Annotated in this window: 18 protein-coding genes and 1 riboswitch; of the genes, 16 read left to right on the top strand and 2 right to left on the bottom strand. The window is 67.8% G+C overall.

Annotation, left to right across the window (positions count from 1 at the left end; translation table 11 throughout):
• Positions 1-102 precede the first annotated feature (102 nt).
• From FG154_RS13255 to metK, 5 genes are all read left to right on the top strand, one after another.
• Positions 103-1,122: a PhoH family protein gene (locus FG154_RS13255; RefSeq protein WP_186312360.1), complete on the top strand. Its 1,020-nt coding sequence runs from the start codon at positions 103-105 to the stop codon at positions 1,120-1,122.
• The gene (gene ybeY / locus FG154_RS13250; RefSeq protein ID WP_145108714.1) at positions 1,106-1,609 is read left to right on the top strand and encodes an rRNA maturation RNase YbeY; all 504 of its coding nucleotides are present in this window, start codon (positions 1,106-1,108) and stop codon (positions 1,607-1,609) included. Before FG154_RS13255 ends, ybeY begins: the two co-directional genes overlap by 17 nt.
• A gap of 39 nt (positions 1,610-1,648) precedes the next feature.
• Positions 1,649-2,593 (top strand): hemolysin family protein, encoded by a 945-nt coding sequence (locus FG154_RS13245; RefSeq protein WP_145108711.1) that lies wholly within the window; start codon positions 1,649-1,651, stop codon positions 2,591-2,593.
• A gap of 126 nt (positions 2,594-2,719) precedes the next feature.
• Positions 2,720-4,207, top strand: coding sequence for an apolipoprotein N-acyltransferase (lnt, locus tag FG154_RS13240; RefSeq protein WP_145108708.1), 1,488 nt, complete (start codon positions 2,720-2,722; stop codon positions 4,205-4,207).
• A 32-nt stretch (positions 4,208-4,239) separates the two neighbouring features.
• A riboswitch (SAM-SAH riboswitch) is annotated at positions 4,240-4,289 on the top strand.
• 6 nt (positions 4,290-4,295) lie between these two features.
• Positions 4,296-5,462, top strand: a complete 1,167-nt coding sequence (gene metK / locus FG154_RS13235; RefSeq protein ID WP_011910754.1) for a methionine adenosyltransferase — start codon at positions 4,296-4,298, stop codon at positions 5,460-5,462.
• A gap of 105 nt (positions 5,463-5,567) precedes the next feature.
• Here the strand turns inward: metK and FG154_RS13230 are convergent, their stop codons facing one another.
• Entirely contained in the window at positions 5,568-6,104 is a 537-nt protein-coding gene (locus FG154_RS13230; RefSeq protein WP_145108705.1) for a peptidoglycan-binding protein, read from the bottom strand.
• 261 nt (positions 6,105-6,365) lie between these two features.
• Between FG154_RS13230 and trmB the strand changes: the two genes are divergently transcribed.
• From trmB to trpB, 9 genes are all read left to right on the top strand, one after another.
• Positions 6,366-7,124: a tRNA (guanine(46)-N(7))-methyltransferase TrmB gene (trmB, locus tag FG154_RS13225; RefSeq protein ID WP_246100267.1), complete on the top strand. Its 759-nt coding sequence runs from the start codon at positions 6,366-6,368 to the stop codon at positions 7,122-7,124.
• 224 nt (positions 7,125-7,348) lie between these two features.
• On the top strand, positions 7,349-8,686 hold the full coding sequence (gene aroA, locus FG154_RS13220) for a 3-phosphoshikimate 1-carboxyvinyltransferase (protein ID WP_145108701.1): 1,338 nt from the start codon (positions 7,349-7,351) through the stop codon (positions 8,684-8,686).
• A gap of 69 nt (positions 8,687-8,755) precedes the next feature.
• On the top strand, positions 8,756-9,376 hold the full coding sequence (locus tag FG154_RS13215) for a (d)CMP kinase (protein ID WP_145108772.1): 621 nt from the start codon (positions 8,756-8,758) through the stop codon (positions 9,374-9,376).
• Positions 9,377-9,481: 105 nt separating this feature from the next.
• Positions 9,482-11,167, top strand: coding sequence for a 30S ribosomal protein S1 (gene rpsA, locus FG154_RS13210; RefSeq protein WP_145108699.1), 1,686 nt, complete (start codon positions 9,482-9,484; stop codon positions 11,165-11,167).
• Positions 11,168-11,341: 174 nt separating this feature from the next.
• The gene (gene ihfB / locus FG154_RS13205; RefSeq protein WP_011910760.1) at positions 11,342-11,623 is read left to right on the top strand and encodes an integration host factor subunit beta; all 282 of its coding nucleotides are present in this window, start codon (positions 11,342-11,344) and stop codon (positions 11,621-11,623) included.
• Between the two features lie 40 nt (positions 11,624-11,663).
• On the top strand, positions 11,664-12,044 hold the full coding sequence (locus FG154_RS13200; protein ID WP_145108696.1) for a LapA family protein: 381 nt from the start codon (positions 11,664-11,666) through the stop codon (positions 12,042-12,044).
• Complete coding sequence (locus tag FG154_RS13195; protein WP_145108693.1) at positions 12,044-12,682, top strand: phosphoribosylanthranilate isomerase; 639 nt, start codon at positions 12,044-12,046, stop codon at positions 12,680-12,682. Before FG154_RS13200 ends, FG154_RS13195 begins: the two co-directional genes overlap by 1 nt.
• A complete protein-coding gene (locus tag FG154_RS13190; RefSeq protein ID WP_145108690.1) occupies positions 12,679-13,125 on the top strand; it encodes a GNAT family N-acetyltransferase in 447 nt (148 codons plus the stop codon). The genes FG154_RS13195 and FG154_RS13190 overlap by 4 nt, the downstream gene beginning before the upstream one ends.
• A gap of 15 nt (positions 13,126-13,140) precedes the next feature.
• Positions 13,141-14,373, top strand: a complete 1,233-nt coding sequence (gene trpB, locus FG154_RS13185) for a tryptophan synthase subunit beta (protein WP_145108687.1) — start codon at positions 13,141-13,143, stop codon at positions 14,371-14,373.
• Between the two features lie 45 nt (positions 14,374-14,418).
• Here the strand turns inward: trpB and FG154_RS13180 are convergent, their stop codons facing one another.
• Positions 14,419-14,793: a DUF2237 family protein gene (locus FG154_RS13180; protein WP_145108684.1), complete on the bottom strand. Its 375-nt coding sequence runs from the start codon at positions 14,791-14,793 to the stop codon at positions 14,419-14,421.
• A gap of 208 nt (positions 14,794-15,001) precedes the next feature.
• On the opposite strand from FG154_RS13180, the gene FG154_RS13175 reads away from it, so the two are divergent.
• Positions 15,002-16,228 (top strand): urate hydroxylase PuuD, encoded by a 1,227-nt coding sequence (locus FG154_RS13175; protein WP_145108681.1) that lies wholly within the window; start codon positions 15,002-15,004, stop codon positions 16,226-16,228.
• Positions 16,229-16,480: 252 nt separating this feature from the next.
• Positions 16,481-16,753 (top strand): DUF2934 domain-containing protein, encoded by a 273-nt coding sequence (locus FG154_RS13170; RefSeq protein WP_145108678.1) that lies wholly within the window; start codon positions 16,481-16,483, stop codon positions 16,751-16,753.
• Positions 16,754-16,765 lie beyond the last annotated feature (12 nt).

Below are 16,765 nucleotides of genomic sequence, written 5' to 3'. Positions count from 1 at the left end.
TTCCGTGAGAGCGTCACAAGAATTTGTGGTTTCGTCACCTATTTTCTTGCCTTGAAGAGGTTGCGACCCCACTCTTGTTTCATTGCCCTCCAGCACAAGGAGATGTCTTTGGGCATCAGCGCGCTGACCCCCCCGACCCGTTCCGAGGATGTCGTGGAAACGCTTCTCGAATTCCCGGACAACCGTTTGCTGATCGATCTCTGCGGCGAATATGACCGCAACCTCGCGCAGATCGAACACCAGATGGGAGTGCATATCCTGCGCCGGGGCAACCGGCTCGCGGTGATTGGCGACAGGGAGGCGAGGGATCAGGCGGCGGGCGTCCTGCGCGCGCTCTACGCCCGGCTGGAAGCGGGTCGTGGTCTGGTGGCGGGCGACATCGACGGCGCCATCCGGCTGGGCCGCCCGGCCCCCGACGCGGCGCAGGGCGAGCAGATCGAACTTTTCACTCCGGGAAAATACGAGATCCGCACCCGGAAGAAGCCGGTCGAGCCCCGGACCGAGGCGCAGAAGGCCTATGTGGCGAACCTCTTCGACCATGAGCTGGCCTTCGGCATCGGGCCTGCGGGCACTGGCAAGACCTATCTCGCCGTCGCGGTGGGCGTGACCATGCTGATCGGCGGCGTGGTCGATCGCATCATCCTGTCGCGTCCCGCGGTCGAGGCGGGCGAGCGGCTGGGCTTCCTGCCCGGCGACATGAAGGAGAAGATCGATCCCTACATGCAGCCGCTTTACGATGCGCTGAACGACTTCCTGCCGCAAAAGCAGCTGCAGAAGCTGATGGAGGAGAAGCGGATCGAGATCGCGCCGCTGGCCTTCATGCGGGGACGCACGCTGTCGAACGCCTTCGTGGTGCTGGATGAGGCGCAGAACGCCACCACCATGCAGATGAAGATGTTCCTTACCCGTCTGGGCGAGGGCAGCCGCATGGTCGTGACCGGCGACCGCACCCAGATCGACCTGCCGAGGGGCATGGCCTCGGGGCTGGCCGACGCCGAGCGGGTGCTGAAGACGGTGCGGGGCGTGTCCTTCAACTACTTCTCGGCGAAGGACGTGGTGCGGCACCCGCTTGTGGCCCGCATCATCGAGGCGTATGAGGCCGAAGATGGAGCCTCTGGTTGATACAGTGATCGAAGACGGGCGTTGGGAGGAGCTTGACCTCCCCGCGCTCGCCACCCGCGCCGCCGAGGCGACCTTTGCCGGGCTCGACCTGCGTCCGGAGGGGTTCAGCCTGGCGGTGATGGGCTGCGACGACGCCCGGATCGCCGACCTGAACGGCACCTTCCGCCAGAAGGGCAAGCCGACCAACGTCCTCTCCTGGCCGTCGGGAGAGCGCGCCTCGGACGAGGCCGGCCTTGCGCCCGAGCCGCCCGAACCCGGCGAGCCCGAGGATCCCGAGCATCTTGGCGACATCGCGATCGCCTACGAAACCTGCGCGCGCGAGGCGGCCGAGCAGGGCAAGCCCGTCCCGGACCATGTGACGCATCTGCTTGTTCATGGCATCCTGCATCTGCTGGGCTATGACCATGTCGAGGAGGCGGATGCCGACCTCATGGAAGCCACCGAGACGAGAATACTTGCGGGGCTGGGGGTCCCAGACCCATATTGATCTTGCGCCGGATCGGGCGCGGCCATTCGGAAAGGACAGATGGACAGTAGCGGCGACGGGTCTATGGCAGCGCAGAGCGCGCCCGACCAGACGGAAGACGACCAGGCGGAACCTGGGCCAAAGGGCCTTTTCGGCCGACTTTTCAGTGCCTTTGCGCCCGCCGAGGGTGGAAATGGCGCCCTGTCTCCAGAGGACCGGGCATTCGCCATCGCGCAGAGCAGCCTGACCCTTCCCGGCATTGCCAACCTTCGCCGCCTGCGTGTGGACGATGTGGCGATTCCCAAGGTGGAGATCGTGGCGGTGCCCGTCGATCTCGGCAAGGAGGATCTGGTCGCGGTGTTCCGCGAGCATGGCTTCTCGCGCCTGCCGGTCTATCGCGAGACACTCGACCAGCCGCTGGGTCTGGTTCTGCTCAAGGATCTTGCGCTGCAGCACGGGTTCAACGGCGGCGGCGAGTTCAGCCTCCGGTCCATGCTGCGGCCGCTGCTCTATGCGCCGCCCTCGATGCCCATCGGCGTCCTGCTGCAGAAGATGCAGCGCGAGCGGGTTCACATGGCGCTGGTGATCGACGAATACGGCGGCGTGGACGGGCTCGTGACGATCGAGGACCTGATCGAGACGGTGATCGGCGAGATCGAGGATGAACATGACGAGGCCGAAGGCCCGCTCTGGACCCTCGAGAAGCCGGGGATCTACATGGCGCAGTCGCGCGCGCCGCTCGACGAGTTCGAGGCCGAGATCGGCCTGCGCCTGCGCCGCGACGAGGAGGACGAAGAGATCGATACGCTGGGCGGGCTCGTCTTCCTGCGCACCGGCCGCGTGCCGGTCCGTGGCGAGATCGTCCCGGACGAAAGCGGCGCCGAGTTCGAGGTGATCGACGCGGACGCCCGCAAGATCAAGCGTCTGCGCGTGCGTCTGCCGGGCCATGCCACCACTACGGCCGGGGCGCGCCCCAGGGCGGAACAGCCGCTTCCTTCCGGCTGAACCGTTGCCGGGGACGCGGGAGGCGGGTCCCCCGACCACAATGCGCGATCACGCGCTCGCGACGGGGGAGCCCTTGACGGCGGAAGGCGTCCGGGGCACCCACGTCTCCAGCCAACCGGAGACCGGATGATCGCGCTCGCTCAATGCCGCCCCTACGGTGCGCGCCTCGGCCTTGCCGCCGGGGCGGGTCTGGTGCTGGCCAGCGGACAGGCGCCCTTCGGCCTGTGGTGGCTCGCGCTGCCCGCGCTGGCAGGCCTCGTGGCCCTCGTCGCAGGAGCCGCAAGTCGCCAGCAGGCGGCGCTGATCGCCCTGTTCGGCGGGGCGGGTCATTTCGCCTTCGCGCTCAGCTGGATCGTCGAGCCGTTCCTCATCGACGTCGAGACCTATGGCTGGATGGCGCCCTTCGCGCTGGTGCTGATGGCCTTCGGGCTGGCGCTTTTCTGGGGGCTGGCGGGCTGGTTGTCCCATGTCGCGCCCGGCTGGCGGCGGCCGGTGGCCTTTGCCACGGCCCTCGCCGCGGTGGAATTGGCGCGCGGCTATGTGCTGACCGGCTTTCCCTGGGCGCTGATCGGCCATGTCTGGGTCGGCGCCTGGCCGGCGCAGGTGGCAAGCCTCGTCGGTCCCTCGGGCCTCACGCTTCTGACCACGCTTGCCGCGGCGCTGCCGGTCGCGCTGCGGTGGCGGGGCCTTGGTCTTTCGGCGGCCCTTCTGGCGGCGGCTTCGGGCTTCGGGCTCTGGCGCCTGTCCCTGCCCGAGCCGGCCCCCGCCGGGCCGGTCCTGCGCCTTGTGCAGCCCAACGCCGAGCAGCGCATGAAGTGGGACCCGGATCTGGCCGCCACCCATTTCGGCCGCCTGCTGGCCCTGAGTTCCGAGGGCCCGCGCCCGGACCTGGTGATCTGGCCCGAAACCTCGGTCCCTTATCTGCTCGACCGCTCTCCGGGCATCCTGAGCGAGATCGCGGCCGCAGGCCGGGGGGCGACGGTCGTGGTGGGCATCCAGCGCGGCGAGGGCTGGCGCTTCTGGAACAGCCTGGCGGTGGTCGCGCCCGACGGGCGGATCGCGGGCCTCTATGACAAGCACCATCTCGCGCCCTTCGGAGAGTATGTTCCCATGGGCGACCGGATGTTCGACCTCTTCGGCATCCGCGCCTTTGCGGCGCAGGAGGGGTTCGGCTATTCCGCGGGCGAGGGGCCCCAGGTGCTCGATCTTGGTCCCGGACTTGGCAAGGCGCTGCCGCTGATCTGCTACGAGGCGGTCTTCCCGCAGGATCTGCGCACCGCGGAGCGGCCGGACTGGATCCTCCAGATCACGAACGACGCCTGGTTCGGCACCTTCAACGGGCCCTATCAGCATCTGGCCCAGACGCGCCTCCGGGCGATCGAGATGGGGCTGCCGCTGGCCCGCGTGGCCAACACAGGCGTTTCGGCCCTGATCGATGCGCGGGGGCGGGTGCTGGCCGAACTGCCGCTGGGCGAGGCGGGATACAAAGATGTCGCACTGCCGGGGGCGTTTCCGGCTACGCCCTTCTCGCGCTTGGGAGAATTGCCGCTTCTGGCATGTCTCTTTGCCCTTTGCGGCCTTCTCTTCGCGACCCGCGGCCCTCACCGCGCTTGACCCGGCTCCCCCGCGGGGTGTAGCGCGGGTGGCAACCGTCACAACGGCTTCCTGGCGTGGCGGGGATAACCCCAACGGAGCACTTTCCATGTCCCGCATGAACTACGTCTTCACCTCCGAGTCGGTCTCGGAAGGTCACCCCGACAAGCTGTGCGATCGCGTGTCGGATGCCGTCCTCGATGCCTTCCTGGCCGAGGAGCCCAACGCCCGCGTCGCCTGCGAAACCTTCGCCACGACCGGACGTGTCGTTGTCGGGGGCGAGGTCGGCCTGTCCGATCCCCAGAAGCTGGACGAGTTCATGGGGCGCGTGGACGGGATCGTCCGCGATTGCGTGAAGGACATCGGCTACGAGCAGCAGGAGTTCCACTGGCGCACGATCGAGGTGCAGAACTTCCTGCACCGCCAGTCCGCCCATATCGCGCAGGGCGTGGACAAGGACGGTGCCGGCGATCAGGGCATCATGTTCGGCTATGCCTGCCGCGAGACGCCCGAGCTGATGCCGGCACCGATCCAGTATGCCCATGCCATCCTGCGCCGCTTGGCCGAGGTGCGGAAGTCCGGGCAGGAGCCCGACCTGCGCCCGGACGCCAAGTCGCAGCTCTCGCTGCGCTACGAGGACGGCAAACCCGTCGAGGTGCGCTCGATCGTGCTCTCGACCCAGCACGCCCATGAAGAGCAGACCTCGGCCGACATCCGCGCCATCGTCGAGCCCTACATCCGCGAGGTCCTGCCCGAGGGCTGGATCACCGAGGCCACCGAATGGTGGGTGAACCCGACCGGCACCTTCGTGATCGGCGGGCCGGACGGCGACGCGGGCCTGACGGGGCGCAAGATCATCGTGGACACCTACGGCGGCGCCGCACCCCACGGCGGCGGCGCCTTCTCGGGCAAGGACCCGACCAAGGTGGACCGTTCGGCCGCCTACGCCGCGCGCTATCTGGCGAAGAACGTGGTCGCGGCGGGGCTGGCGGATCGCTGCACGCTGCAGGTCTCCTACGCCATCGGCGTGGCCAAGCCGCTGTCGATCTATGTGGACACCCATGGCACGGGCCAGGTGGATGCGGCGCAGATCGAGAAGGCCGTGGCCGAGTGCATGGACCTGACCCCGCGGGGCATCCGCGAGCATCTGAACCTCTGCCGTCCGATCTATGCACGGACCTCGGCCTATGGCCACTTCGGCCGCGCGCCCGAGGAAGACGGCGGCTTCTCGTGGGAGCGGACCGACCTGACCGAGGCGCTGCTCAAGGCCGTCTGATCCGGCGCCTGTCCGCAGCGACCGTTCAAAATGAAGCCCCGGCGGATCGCCGGGGCTTCTGTCGTTCTGAAACTCTTGCTGAAAAGGTCTTTCGTGAAATCCGGTTCAGCCCCCGAGGCTGTCCATGACGCTGTAGGCCCCGGCGATGCTGCCGAGCTGGCCTGAACGGCCGCTGGCGCGCGCGTAGGCCTCGACGGCCGACGAGGTGCCGGGACCCCAGGCGCCGTCGATCGAGCCCGAGTAATAGCCGTAGCGGGCGAGCGAGATCTGCACCTCGCGCCGCATCTGGGGCGAAAGCTCGCGGAACGCCTGCGCGGCCGGGGTGGAGTGGACGCTGGGGGCGACGTAGCGCGGCTGGTAGGTCACCGGGCGCGGCGCGGTCGTGGCGTAGGTCGCGCGGGGCTGGACGTAATACTGCGGCTGGGCCGGCGGTGCGGCGTAGCGCGGCTGCTGCTGGGCGAAGGGCCACTGGCCGTTGGCGCGCATGTTCTGCATCACCACGCCGGCCACGGCAGCGGTGGCGGCACCCGCGATGAAGGCCTTGTCCTTCTTTCCGAGCGCATGGGCCGGGGCGGCGGCCGCGGGCACCAGCGACAGGGCGGCCAGCGCGGCGATGGCGGTCTTGCGAAGGTTGATGGTCATCTGCGTCTCCATGGTTCGCGCCCCGGGTCGAGGCGGTGCGTTTGCTGCTCCGCAACATGGGTCGAACGGCGGTGTCAGGCAAAAACCCGGCGCTGCTATCGGATAACAGCCGCCCTGACATGCCTGTAACCTGTTGACATGCAAGGTTTATGCTGTTCGAGGTTCCGCGGGTTCCCGAGAGCGCGCGATCTTGCACGACGGGCGGTTGACCTGCGCGGCGGCGACGTTTAGGGGCTGGCACAGGCGGTGAGAGGTGCCGAAATGACCCACGACAAGACTGCCGAATCCGGCATTGGACAGATACCGGCCGGGGTGGCGCCGGGCGCGGAGGGCGAGCCGGCGCCGGGCTGGCGCAACTTCTATGGGCGGCGGTCGGGCAAGACGCTCCGACCCTCACAGAAGACCTACCTCACCGAGGATCTCGGCAGGCTTCGCCCCGCGGGCATCACGGCCGAAGAGAACCCCGATCGGCGGCCTCTGGATCTGGGCGCCCTGTTCGGCGGTCGGCCGGTCTGGCTCGAGATCGGCTTCGGCGGCGGCGAGCACATGGTCCATATGGCCGCCCGGAACCCCGAGGTGGGCCTGATCGGGTGCGAGCCTTTCGTGAACGGCGTGGCGATGCTGCTTGGCAAGATCCGCGCGGCTGGCGTCGAGAACCTGCTCATTCACCCGGGTGATGTCCGCGATCTCTTTGACGTGCTGCCGGAAGGCTCGATCGGGAAGGCCTTCCTCAACTATCCCGATCCCTGGCCGAAGAAACGCCATCACAAGCGCCGTTTCGTGACGCAGGGCCATCTGCAGCCGCTGGCGCGTGTCCTTGCGCCGGGGGCAGAGTTCCGCGTGGCGACCGACATTCCCGACTATGTCCGGCAGACGCTGGAAGAGGTGCCGCTTGCGGGGTTCGATCTGGTGAACCAGAGCGGCACCCCGTGGGAGGACTGGCTCTCGACCCGCTACGAGCAGAAGGCGCTGCGCGAAGGGCGGGAGCCGCATTACCTGACCTTCCGACGGAAGGGTTGAGGGCGGATTGGCAATTCCTCTGAGGGAGGAGTGGGTTGCGGGCCGTTCCTCGCATCCTGCGCGAGCTTTGTGGGACGGGCCACTCGCGGATTCGCACGATCGCCACCGGGGCGACCCGGGACAGGCTGCGGCGACCTTCGGGGGCGACAGGTCGGGCCGGGTTTGGCGCTGGACCGGACGGGGCGCATTGGGTAAGGCTCGCGCCGTCAAGCTGGAGGAAGACCATGTCCGGACACGGGGCCGCCCAACCGATGACCGCCCGCCGCTCGGGGCCGCTCAAGGGGCGGGCCGCGATCCCGGGCGACAAGTCGATCAGCCACCGCGCGCTGATCCTCGGCGCGATGGCTGTCGGCGAGACGCGGATCACGGGCCTGCTCGAGGGGCAGGACGTGATCGATACGGCCAGGGCGATGCGCGCCTTCGGGGCCGAGGTGATCCAGCATGGCCCGGGCGACTGGTCGGTGCATGGCGTGGGTGTGGGCGGCTTTGCCGAACCCGCGGAGGTGATCGACTGCGGCAACTCGGGGACGGGGGTGCGGCTGATCATGGGCTCGATGGCGACCTCGCCGATCACTGCCACCTTCACGGGCGACGCCTCGTTGCGCAAGCGGCCGATGGGGCGGGTGACCGATCCGCTGGCGCTGTTCGGGGCGCGCGCCTACGGGCGCAAGGGCGGGCGGCTGCCGATGACGCTCGTGGGGGCGGCCGAGCCGGTGCCGGTGCGCTACACGGTGCCGGTGCCGTCGGCGCAGGTGAAGTCGGCCGTCCTGCTCGCGGGGCTGAACGCGCCGGGGCAGACGGTGGTGATCGAACGCGAGGCCACGCGTGATCATTCCGAGCGGATGCTGCGCGGCTTCGGGGCGGAGCTGACGGTCGAGGCCGCGCCCGAAGGGCAGATCATCACCCTGACGGGGCAGCCCGAGCTGCGGCCGCAGACGGTGGCGGTGCCGCGGGATCCGTCCTCGGCGGCCTTTCCGGTCTGCGCCGCGCTGATCGTGGAGGGTTCGGAGATCCTCGTGCCGGGGGTCAGCCGGAACCCGACGCGGGATGGCCTTTATGTGACGCTGCTGGAGATGGGGGCGGACATCGCCTTCGAGAACGAGCGCGAGGAAGGGGGCGAGCCGGTCGCCGACCTCCGCGTGCGGGCCTCGGAGCTGAAGGGGGTGGAGGTGCCGCCCGAGCGCGCGCCCTCGATGATTGACGAATATCCGATCCTGTCGGTGGTGGCGGCCTTCGCGGACGGCACCACCATCATGCGCGGCGTGAAGGAGTTGCGCGTGAAGGAGAGCGACCGGATCGACGCCATGGCGCGCGGGCTCGAGGCCTGCGGCGTGCGGATCGAGGAGGACGAGGACACGCTGATCGTGCACGGGATGGGGCGCGTTCCGGGAGGGGCGACCTGCGCCACCCACTTGGACCATCGCATCGCGATGAGCTTCCTCGTGCTCGGCATGGCCGCGGAGGCGCCGGTCGCGGTGGACGACGGCTCGCCCATCGTGACCTCCTTTCCGATCTTCATGGGGTTGATGCGCACGCTCGGGGCGGATCTGTCGGACGGTTGAGGGCGGAAGCGGGGGCTTCGCGCCCCCGCGCCCCCGCGGGATATTTGGGCGAGAATGAAAGGCTGCGGAATGCGCTTCACGGTGGCGATCGACGGGCCGGCGGCCGCCGGCAAGGGCACGATCTCGCGGGCGGTCGCGGCGCATTTCCGGTTTGCGCATCTGGATACGGGGCTGCTCTACCGCGCCGTGGGGGCGAGGGTGGCCGAAGGGGCGGAGCCGGTGGCGGCGGCGCGCGGGCTGGAGATGTCCGATCTCGAGCGCGGCGATCTGCGCTCGGCCGAGGCGGGGCAGGCGGCGAGCCGGGTGGCGGCGCTGCCCGAGGTGCGGGCGGCGCTGGTGGCGTTCCAGCGGCGTTTCGCGCGGCGCGAGGGTGGGGCGGTGCTGGACGGGCGCGACATCGGCACGGTGATCTGTCCCGAGGCGGAGGTGAAGCTCTTCGTGACCGCCTCGGACGAGGAGCGCGCGCGGCGGCGCTGGCTGGAGCTGGCGGCCAAGGGGAGCGAGCAGTCCGAGGCCGAGATCCTGCAAGATCTGCGCGAGCGCGACCGGCGCGACCGCGAACGTGAGGCGGCTCCGCTCCGGCCGGCCCCGGATGCGCTCTTGCTTGACACGACGAAACTGACTATAGACGCCGCAGTGAACAAGGCGATCGAAGCCATCGGACTCAGGCAGGCGCAGGGTCGGGAGTAATCCTCGGCCCTTGTCGTTTTGAGCGAGGCTGGCCTTGGGCAGGTGAAAAGACCGGCGGAGACAACCGCCAGGCCCGTGAAATGCGTGAAAAGGAAAACTGACTGCATGTGCGCCAAAGCAACCATGGAAGAATTTGAGGCCCTCCTGAACGAGAGCCTCCAGATCGACACCCCCCAGGAGGGTTCGGTCGTGAAGGGCCGCGTCATCGCCATCGAGGCGGGCCAGGCCATCATCGACGTCGGCTACAAGATGGAAGGCCGCGTCGATCTCAAGGAATTTGCCGACATGTCCGGCTCGGTCGATCTGTCGGTCGGCGACGAGGTGGAGGTCTATCTCGATCGCGTCGAGAACGCCCGGGGCGAGGCTGTCATCAGCCGCGACAAGGCCAAGCGCGAGGAAGCCTGGGACCGTCTCGAGAAGGCCTACGCCAACGAGACCCGCGTCGAGGGCGCGATCTTCGGCCGCGTCAAGGGCGGCTTCACCGTCGATCTCGGCGGCGCCGTGGCCTTCCTGCCGGGTTCGCAGGTCGATGTGCGCCCCGTGCGTGACGCCGGCCCGCTGATGGGCATGAAACAGCCGTTCCAGATCCTCAAGATGGACCGTCGCCGCGGCAACATCGTCGTGTCGCGCCGCGCGATTCTGGAAGAGAGCCGCGCCGAACAGCGTGCCGAGGTCATCTCGAACCTCTACGAAGGCCAGACCGTTGACGGCGTCGTCAAGAACATCACCGAATACGGTGCGTTCGTCGACCTCGGCGGCGTGGACGGTCTGCTGCACGTCACCGACATGGCGTGGCGCCGCGTGAACCACCCGTCCGAGATCCTGTCGATCGGCGAGACCGTGAAGGTCCAGGTCATCAAGATCAACAAGGAAACCCACCGCATCAGCCTGGGCATGAAGCAGCTCCAGTCGGATCCGTGGGATGCGGTGGAAAAGGCCTATCCGATCGGGTCGGTCCACAAGGGCCGCGTGACCAACATCACCGACTACGGCGCGTTCGTCGAACTGGAAGCCGGTGTCGAGGGTCTGGTCCACGTCTCGGAAATGAGCTGGACCAAGAAGAACGTGCACCCCGGCAAGATCGTCTCCACCTCGCAGGAAGTCGACGTCATGGTGCTGGAGATCGACAGCGCCAAGCGCCGCGTGTCGCTGGGCCTGAAGCAGACCATGCGCAACCCGTGGGAAGTGTTCGCGGAAACGCACCCGGTCGGCACCCAGATCGAGGGCGAGGTGAAGAACATCACCGAGTTCGGCCTGTTCGTCGGCCTCGAGCACGACATCGACGGCATGGTGCACCTCTCGGACCTCAGCTGGGACCAGCGCGGCGAGGAAGCCATCCAGAACTACCGCAAGGGCGACGTCGTGAAGGCGGTCGTGACGGAAGTCGACACCGACAAGGAGCGGATCTCGCTCTCGATCAAGGCGCTCGGCGACGACACCTTCTCGGAAGCCATCGAGGGCGTGAAGCGCGGCTCGGTGATCACCGTGGCGGTGACGGCGATCGAGGACGGCGGGATCGAGGTGGACTACAACGGCATGAAGTCGTTCATCCGCCGTTCTGACCTCTCGCGCGACCGCGCCGACCAGCGCCCGGAGCGTTTCCAGGTCGGTGACAAGGTCGACGTGCGCGTGACCAACGTGGACTCCAAGACCCGCCGTCTGGGCCTGTCGATCAAGGCGCGCGAGATCGCGGAAGAGAAAGAGGCCGTCGAACAGTATGGCTCGTCCGATTCGGGCGCGTCGCTGGGCGACATCCTCGGCGCGGCGCTGCGCAACAGCGAGCGCGGCTGAGTTCGCCTCAGGGACGAAACGGGGGCCCCGCGGGAACGCGGGGCCCCTTGCATTTCTTCGCCCATGGCCCGGAAGTGCTGCAGAATCCACGGTTTTCCAGTTTGTGCCGCGCCATCTTTTCCTCTATCCTTTCCAGAACAAGGCGTCCGCCGAAGGCGGCTCAGGGGGGCAAGGATGATCCGATCGGAACTGATCCAGAAAATAGCCGACGAGAATCCCCATCTGACCCAGCGCCACGTCGAGCGGATCGTGAACACGGTCTTCGAGGAGATCATCGAGGCGCTCGCCCGGGGTGACCGGGTGGAACTGCGCGGATTCGGCGCATTCTCGGTCAAGTCCCGGGATGCCAGAGTCGGCCGCAACCCGAGAACGGGTGAAGCCGTCGAAGTCGAAGACAAGAAGGTTCCCTTCTTCAAAACCGGCAAGCTGCTGCGCGACCGCCTGAACGCGAAGTGAACGCGCGGCATTGCCCCTCTGAATGGTGAGCAAGGACCCAATGATCCGTTGGTTGCGTATTCTGTTCCTCGTCCTCCTTGCGGTCGTGCTTCTGACCGTCGCGCTGGCTCACCGGGATCCGGTGACGGTGAAACTCATGCCGGAAAATCTGGCGACCTTCGTCGGCACCGACTGGGCCGCCTGGTCGATGGCGCTTCCGCTTTACGCCGTCATCTTCGGGGGCATCGTGGCCGGCCTGCTGATCGGCTTCGTCTGGGAGTGGATGCGCGAGCACAAGCACCGGGCCGAGGTGCGCCGCAAGTCGAAGGAAGTGAAGAACCTGCAGCGTGAGGTCTCGACCCTCAAGTCCAAGGTCGAAACGGCCAACGCGGCCGGTGCGCCGAAGAACGATGTTCTGACGGCCCTGTCGAAATCGGCCTGATGGCTGCTGTCCGCGTCAAGATCTGTGGATTGCGGACGGAAGCTGATGTGAAAGCGGCCGCGTCTTCGGGCGCGGCCTACGTCGGTCTGGTGTTCTTCCCGAAATCGCCGCGTCATCTCTCTCTGGCCCAGGCGCAGGGTCTGGCGCTTGCGGCGCCTCCGGGGCTCGCGAAGGTCGCGCTGACCGTCGATGCCGACGATGCGACGCTGGATGAGATCGTCGAGGCCGTTCCGCTCGACATGCTCCAGTTGCACGGGCATGAAACGCCCGAACGTGTGGCCGAGGTGCGCGCTCGTTATGGCCTGCCGGTGATGAAGGCGGTGGGCGTGTCGGACGAGACCGACCTGCCCCAGATACTGGAGCATTCGCTGGCCGCCGATCAGATCCTGATCGATGCGAAGGCCCCCAAGGGCGCGGCCTTGCCCGGTGGCAACGGGCTGACCTTCGACTGGCGTCTGATCGCCGGGCGTCACTGGATCCGGCCCTGGATGCTGGCCGGCGGCCTCGGGCCGGGGAATGTGGCCGAGGCCGTGCGGCGCACGGGCGCCACGCAGGTGGATGTGTCCTCGGGTGTCGAATCGGCGCCCGGCGTGAAGGATGCGGCAAGGATCGAGGCCTTCCTGAAGGCCACCCGGTGATCCGTTTCCGCGCAGCCCGGCGCGAGGATGTCGGCCGCATCGTGGCGCTTCTGGCCGATGACCCGCTTGGCGCCGCGCGTGAGACAGCGGATCCAGCGAGCTACCTGGCGGCATTCGACCGTATGGCCGAGGCCCCGGGCCTGTTCCTGATCGTCGGCGAGACCGGGGGGCGCGTCGTGGCCACCTACCAGCTTGCGATCCTGCCGGGCCTGTCGCTGCGCGCGGCGACACGGGCGTTGGTCGAAGCGGTTCGAGTGGACGCGGCCCTCCGCTCGCAGGGCATTGGCGCCGCGCTCATGGCCGATGCCGAGGCGCGCGCCCGCGCCGCCGGAGCGAGCCTGATCCAGCTGACCACCCACCGCTCGCGCGAGCGCGCCCACCGCTTCTACGAGCGGCTCGGCTTTACCGCCTCGCACATCGGGTATAAACGGTCGCTGGACTGACAGGGAGTGCGCGCCATGGCCGAGGACGGCATCAACAGCTACATGACCGGCCCGGACGAGCAGGGGCGCTTCGGCATCTTCGGTGGGCGCTTCGTCTCCGAGACGCTGATGCCGCTGATCCTCGACCTCGAGGCGCGCTACGAACATGCCAAGACCGACCCGGACTTCTGGGCCGAGATGGAGGATCTCTGGAAGAACTACGTCGGGCGGCCCTCGCCGCTCTATTTCGCGCCGCGGCTGACCGAACATCTGGGCGGGGCCAAGATCTACCTCAAGCGCGATGAGCTGAACCACACGGGCGCGCACAAGATCAACAACGTGCTGGGCCAGATCATCCTGGCTCGCCGCATGGGCAAGACCCGGATCATCGCCGAGACCGGCGCGGGCCAGCACGGCGTGGCGACGGCCACGGTCTGCGCCAAGTTCGGGCTGAAATGTGTGGTCTACATGGGTGCGCATGATGTCGAGCGTCAGGCGCCGAACGTGTTCCGCATGCGGCTGCTGGGCGCCGAGGTGGTGCCGGTGACGAGCGGCCGCGGCACGCTGAAGGATGCGATGAACGACGCGCTGCGCGACTGGGTGACCAACGTCCGCGACACCTTCTACTGCATCGGCACCGTGGCCGGCCCGCATCCCTATCCCGCGATGGTGCGCGACTTCCAGTCGATCATCGGCAAGGAGGTGCGCTGGCAGCTGGCCGAGCAGGAGGGCGAGGGCCGCCTGCCCGACACGGTCGTGGCGGCGATCGGCGGTGGCTCGAACGCGATGGGGCTCTTCTACCCGTTCCTCGACGATCCCTCCGTGCGGATCATCGGCGTCGAGGCCGGAGGCAAGGGTGTCGATGACCGGATGGAGCATTGCGCCTCGCTGACCGGCGGTCGTCCGGGCGTTCTGCATGGCAACCGGACCTATCTGCTGCAGGACGAGGACGGCCAGATCCTCGAGGGCTTCTCGATCTCGGCGGGCCTCGACTATCCCGGCATCGGGCCGGAACATGCCTGGCTGCATGACATCGGCCGGGCCGAGTATGTCTCGATCACGGACGCCGAGGCGCTGGAGGCCTTCCAGCTCTGCTGCGCGCTGGAAGGGATCATTCCGGCGCTGGAGCCGTCGCATGCGCTGGCCCATGTCATCAAGATCGCGCCGACCCTGCCGCGCGACCATATCATCGTGATGAACATGTGCGGGCGCGGCGACAAGGACATCTTCACGGTGGCGAAGCACTTGGGCTTCGACATGAAGATCTGAACCGGCAGGAGCTGACGGGCTCGTCCGTTCGCCGGCGGCACCCGCTCAGCTGAGGTCGATCGCATAGAGCTTGAGCACGTCGAGCGGAACCACGTCGAGCGTGCGCCGGTGCGTGGCCTCCAGCCGCACGCGCGGCGCCGCTCCCTCCTCGTGCGCCTGCAGGAATCGGCCGGCGCAGAGGCACCACTGGTCCCCCGCCTTGAGGCCGCGAAAGCCGAACTCCGGCCGCGGCGTCGAGAGGTCGTTGCCGAGGTACTTCGAAAGCGCGAGGAACTCGGCGGTCATCACGGCGCAGACCGTGTGCTGGCCCGCGTCGGACGGGCCGGTGTCGCAGCAGCCGTTGCGGAAGAAGCCGGTCAGGGGATCGCGTGAGCAGGTCTCGAGCGGGCGGCCGAGGACGTTGAAAGACGGCTCCTTCATGGGTGTGACCCTGGCTCCTGTTCATGGCCCGGCCCTTCTGGCCGCGGCGTTCCGTCGCGGCAAGAGCGGGCCGGGCGGGCGGCGGCTGGCCGGATCTTCGGCAACCTTGCGTCGAATGCCGCCGCGCCTCGAGCAGGCGATTGCACTTTCCGCGCGATCCGGGAACAACGGGCTGACGCCTTTGTGGCCGCAGCGGGGGAGCTTTCCGATGTATGATTACGCCGTGCTCTGGGAGTGGCTCATGATAGCCGCGCGGTGGACACATGTCATCACGGCTGTCGCCTGGATCGGATCCTCTTTCTATTTCATCGCGCTGGATCTTGGCCTGCGGAAGACCGCGTCCCTGCCGCCGCTGGCCCACGGGGAAGAGTGGCAGGTCCACGGGGGCGGTTTCTATCACATCAACAAGTATCTCGTGGCGCCCGACTTCCTGCCCGAGCATCTCACCTGGTTCAAATGGGAGAGCTATGCCACCTGGCTCTCGGGCTTCGCGCTTCTGGTGCTGCTCTACTACTTCGGGGCAGAGCTGTTCCTGATCGATCCGAATGTCATGGACCTGACGGTGTGGCAGGCTGTGGCCATCTCGCTGGGATCGCTCGGGCTTGGCTGGCTGGTCTATGACGGGCTCTGCCGGTCGCCGGTTGGACGGCATCCGACCCTTCTGATGATCCTGCTTTTCGGGGTTCTGGTCGGCATGGCCTGGGGTTACGCGCAGGTCTTCTCGGGCCGGGCGGCGCTGCTGCACCTGGGGGCGTTCACCGCCACGATCATGAGCGGAAACGTCTTCATCACCATCATGCCCAACCAGAGGATCGTGGTGGCCGACCTCAAGGCGGGCCGACGACCGGACCCGCGCTACGGCGAGATCGCCAAGCAGCGCAGCACGCACAACAACTACCTGACCCTCCCTGTGATCTTCCTCATGCTGTCGAACCACTATCCGCTGATCTTCGCGACGGAGTGGAACTGGCTGATCGCGTCGCTGGTCTTCCTCATGGGCGTGTCGATCCGGCACTGGTTCAACATGCGGCACGCGCGGAAGGGCAACCCGCACTGGACCTGGGCCGTGACCGCGGTGATCTTTCTCGTGATCGCCTGGCTTTCGACGGCTCCGATGCGCGGAGAGGCGCCCGAGGAGGCTGCCCTGCTGGGCGGCTCTGCGATGCGCTTCGCCGCCGCACCGGATTTTCCCGAGGTGGCGGACATCGTGATGGGCCGGTGCTCGATGTGCCACGCCGCCGAGCCGGGTTGGGACGGGCTCCACTGGCCGCCGAAGAACGTGCGGCTCGAGACCCCGGCCGAGATCGCGCACGAGGCGCGCCGCATCTATCTGCAGGCCGGCATCACCCACGCCATGCCACCCGGCAACCTGAGCTACATGGAGCCGGAAGAGCGGGCCGTGATCGTGCGCTGGTATCGCTCGGTCGCCGGCTGACGGTGTCTCGTCGCGCCCCGACGCCGCCTGCCGTGGCCTTGCCGAGGACCCGAGTTCCGACAAGGACAGCGGAACTGCCGCGCTTGCAGGCAGTTGCCTTCGCATCGTCCAGCCATCGCGCGCTGGCGGGGAAGAGCGGAGACAGCCAGACGGGACGGCTTTGCGGATTTCGGAAAATCTCCATATGCTGCGGCAAGCTGCGCCCCATGGGCAGGAGGCGAACGGATTTCCATGACCGGAGGGACAAACACGATGAATGACCTCGAAGCCCGCGTGCGCCAGCGCGCCTACGAACTCTGGGAAGCGGAGGGCCAGCCCGGCGATCGCGATCAGGATTTCTGGCTGCGCGCCGAAGCCGAGATTGCGGCGGAAGCCGAGGCTGTGGCGCCGGCCGCCCCGGTGGCCACGCCGAAGCCGCGCGCCCGGAAGGCGAAGGCTGACGCAGAAGGGTCTGAAAAGGCGGCTGCCGGAGAGGCCGCAGCCCCGAAAAAGCCGCGCCGGAAGCCAGCAGCTTCGGCGGGATAGAACGGTTCCCAG

It is taken from the genome of Cereibacter sediminicola (genome assembly GCF_007668225.1).
Lineage (GTDB): Bacteria > Pseudomonadota > Alphaproteobacteria > Rhodobacterales > Rhodobacteraceae > Cereibacter_A > Cereibacter_A azotoformans.
Note: the sequence above shows the minus strand (reverse complement) of the source record. Positions and strands in the feature narration are given on the sequence as shown.